The organism is Streptomyces sp. NPDC055078, assembly GCF_053607985.1.
This window is the reverse complement of sequence record NZ_JBSGUP010000870.1, coordinates 1-2859: the sequence shown is the minus strand read 5'-3', so window position 1 is coordinate 2859 and position 2859 is coordinate 1. Positions and strand designations below refer to the sequence as shown.

Here is a 2859-nt window from a genome sequence, read left to right as displayed (position 1 = left end):
GGGGGGGGCCCCCCCCTTGGCTCACCCGCCCCTCCTCACGCCGCGGGGGGCCCCGCGCCCCCCGCCGGCCGCCCCCGCCCCCCGCGCCCCGGGCGGGGTGATCCGCGGCGACGATCATCAGACGACCGCTCGCCCCCAGGAGCCCGGGGCGTCTGCGACGGCGGGTGGCGGCCTCGGCGACCGCCTCGGGGTGACGGCTGCGGATCGCGGCCAGCTCACCGATGTCGACGCGGGTCACCGGGACCCACCGGGCCCCGGTGCCGCTCCGGGACCCCCCGGGAGGGTCGCGGAGCGGGGGCGTACGTCGTCGGGCCGTACAGCGTCCTGCCGTACGGAGTCGGGCCCGGGTGGCGGCGGTGCCGTGGCCGGTGGGGCTGACGAGGTCGGCGGGACCGGCGGGGTCGGCGGGACCGGGCCGCCGGAGAGGACCTGGTCGATCTCGGCGGCGTACGGCATCGCGGCGGAACAGGCGAGCCGGGCCGCGACGATGGCTCCGGCGGCATTGGCGTACCGCATGATCCGTTCCGGGTCCCAGCCGGCGAGCAGCCCGTGGCAGAGCGCCCCGCCGAACGCGTCACCCGCGCCCAGCCCGTTGACCACCTCGACGGGGACGGGCGGAACCTCGGCGCGGGTGCCGTCGCGGTGGAGGGCGAGCACGCCCTTGGGGCCCTGCTTGACGACGGCGAGTTCGGCCCCGGCGGCCAGGAGCGCGCGGGCCGCCCGGTCGGGGTCACGCTCTCCCGTGGCGATCTCGCACTCGTCGGCGTTGCCGACGGCGACGGTGGCCAGGGCGAGCGCCTCGCGGTAGTACGGGCGGGCCGTGCCGGGGTCGCGCCGGGTCGCGCCGTCCCAGAGCACGGGCCGCCAGTCGAGGTCGAAGACCGTGATGCCGGAGCGGTCCCGGTGGGCGAGCGCGGCCAGGGTCGCGTCCCGGCTGGGCTGGGCGCTCAGCCCGGTTCCGGTCATCCAGAAGACCCGGGCCGCGCGGATCGCCCGCAGATCCAGCTCATGCCCATGGATCTCCAGGTCGGGGGCCTTGGGCTGCCGGTAGAAGTACAGCGGGAAGTCGTCCGGGGGGAAGATCTCGCAGAAGGTGACCGGGGTGGGGTACTCCGCGACGGATGTCACCCAGCGGTCGTCGACGCCGAACTCGCCCAGCGCCTGGTGGAGATAGTCGCCGAAGGCGTCCCGGCCGGTACGGGTGATCACCGCCGTACGCCGTCCCAGTCTGGCCGCGCCGACGGCGACATTGGCGGGCGAGCCACCGAGGAACTTCCCGAAGGTGTCCACCTGCGCCAGCGGAACCCCGGTCCGCAGCGGATAGAGATCCACCCCGATCCGGCCCATGGTGATCACGTCGTACGGCGGAGGGTCGTACGGCTGAGACATGCGCGTCCCTTCGCTTCGGCACCCGGCTCTCCTCAGGTCTAGTGCTCCTTCCGGAACCCTGTCAACATTTTGTCCTGACATACGGACGAACGCTTGACACCGTTCGGCGGCGGCCGGAAGGGTCGGTTCCATGACGTCATCCGTCCCGTCCCTGAACCGCATCCGGATCGGCTCGGCGCCCGATTCCTGGGGCGTGTGGTTTCCCGACGATCCCCAGCAGGTCCCCTGGCGGCGTTTCCTCGACGAGGTCGCCGAGGCCGGATACGAGTGGATCGAACTGGGCCCGTACGGCTATCTCCCCAGCGACCCCGCCGTACTGGCCGAGGAAACCGCCCGGCGCGGGCTGAAGGTGTCGGCGGGCACGGTCTTCACCGGGCTGCACCACGGGCCGGCGGTCTGGGAACAGACCTGGGCCCATGTCTCGGACATCGCCGCGCTCACCCGGGCCATGGGCGCGGAACATCTGGTGGTCATCCCCTCCTTCTGGCGGGACGACAAGACCGGCCGGGTGCTGGAGGACCGGTCGCTGACCGCCGGGCAGTGGCGCGATCTGATCGCCCAGACCGAACGTCTCGGCCGCGAGGTGCGGGAGCGCTACGGACTGACGATCGTCGTCCACCCGCACGCGGACACCCATATCGACAGCGAGGAGAACGTCAGCCGCTTCCTCGACGGCACCGACCCCGGCCTGGTCTCGCTCTGTCTGGACACCGGGCACTACGCCTACTGCGGCGGCGACAGCGTCAAACTGATCGAGACCTACGGCGAACGGATCGGCTATCTCCATCTCAAGCAGGTGGACCCGGAGATCCTCGCCTCGGTCGTCGCCGACGAGGTGCCCTTCGGCCCCGCCGTGGCGCGGGGCGTGATGTGCGAACCCCCGTCGGGGGTGCCCGCACTGGAACCCGTCCTGGCGGCGGCGCAGGCCCTCGGCGTCGAACTGTTCGCCGTCGTCGAGCAGGACATGTATCCCTGCCCGCCGGACAAGCCGCTCCCGATCGCCCGGCGAACGCGCCGGTTTCTGCGCTCCTGCGGGGCCTGATCCCTACTCATCACATCTGTCACAGTTGTCGCTTGGTCATCGCGTATTTCTCCGTTACGCGGCTTTTCCGTTACAGGCGGTCGACAGCCCGGGATCTCTCTGGCCAGTGCTCCCGCGCCGGGCCAGGCTCACTGACCACCAGCGTCGGTACGACAGCTCCCCCGACGGCCTTCCCGGCCGCCGCTGTCGCGCGCAGGGAGGTGCCAGACAGATGACGGACAGCAGCCTCTGGTCGTACAAGGAGATCGCCGCCCATATCCAGGTGCAGCCGGACACGGTCCGCTCCTACCGCAAGCACGGTCTGCTCCCTCCCCCCGACCGGGTGGAAGCGGGAAGGCCCTACTGGTACGCGAAGACCATCCGGATCTGGGTCGCCAACCGGCCGGGGTACAGGGGCCGCAGGGACTGAGCCGCTCCCGCCCCCACCC

General features: G+C 72.1%; 3 protein-coding genes and 1 pseudogene. 2 read left to right on the top strand and 2 right to left on the bottom strand.

Features of this window, described 5'->3' with window-relative positions:
- Positions 1-238 (bottom strand): annotated as a pseudogene (locus ACWF94_RS37940) (hypothetical protein); the annotation flags it as partial.
- Positions 235-1389: a 5-dehydro-2-deoxygluconokinase gene (gene iolC, locus ACWF94_RS37935; protein ID WP_453499414.1), complete on the bottom strand. Its 1155-nt coding sequence runs from the start codon at positions 1387-1389 to the stop codon at positions 235-237. The gene iolC and the pseudogene ACWF94_RS37940, both read right to left, overlap by 4 nt.
- A 130-nt stretch (positions 1390-1519) precedes the next feature.
- Between iolC and ACWF94_RS37930 the strand changes: the two genes are divergently transcribed.
- A complete protein-coding gene (locus ACWF94_RS37930; RefSeq protein ID WP_453499412.1) occupies positions 1520-2431 on the top strand; it encodes a sugar phosphate isomerase/epimerase family protein in 912 nt (303 codons plus the stop codon).
- A gap of 211 nt (positions 2432-2642) precedes the next feature.
- Positions 2643-2840: a MerR family DNA-binding transcriptional regulator gene (locus ACWF94_RS37925; RefSeq protein WP_453499410.1), complete on the top strand. Its 198-nt coding sequence runs from the start codon at positions 2643-2645 to the stop codon at positions 2838-2840.
- Positions 2841-2859: the final 19 nt, after the last annotated feature.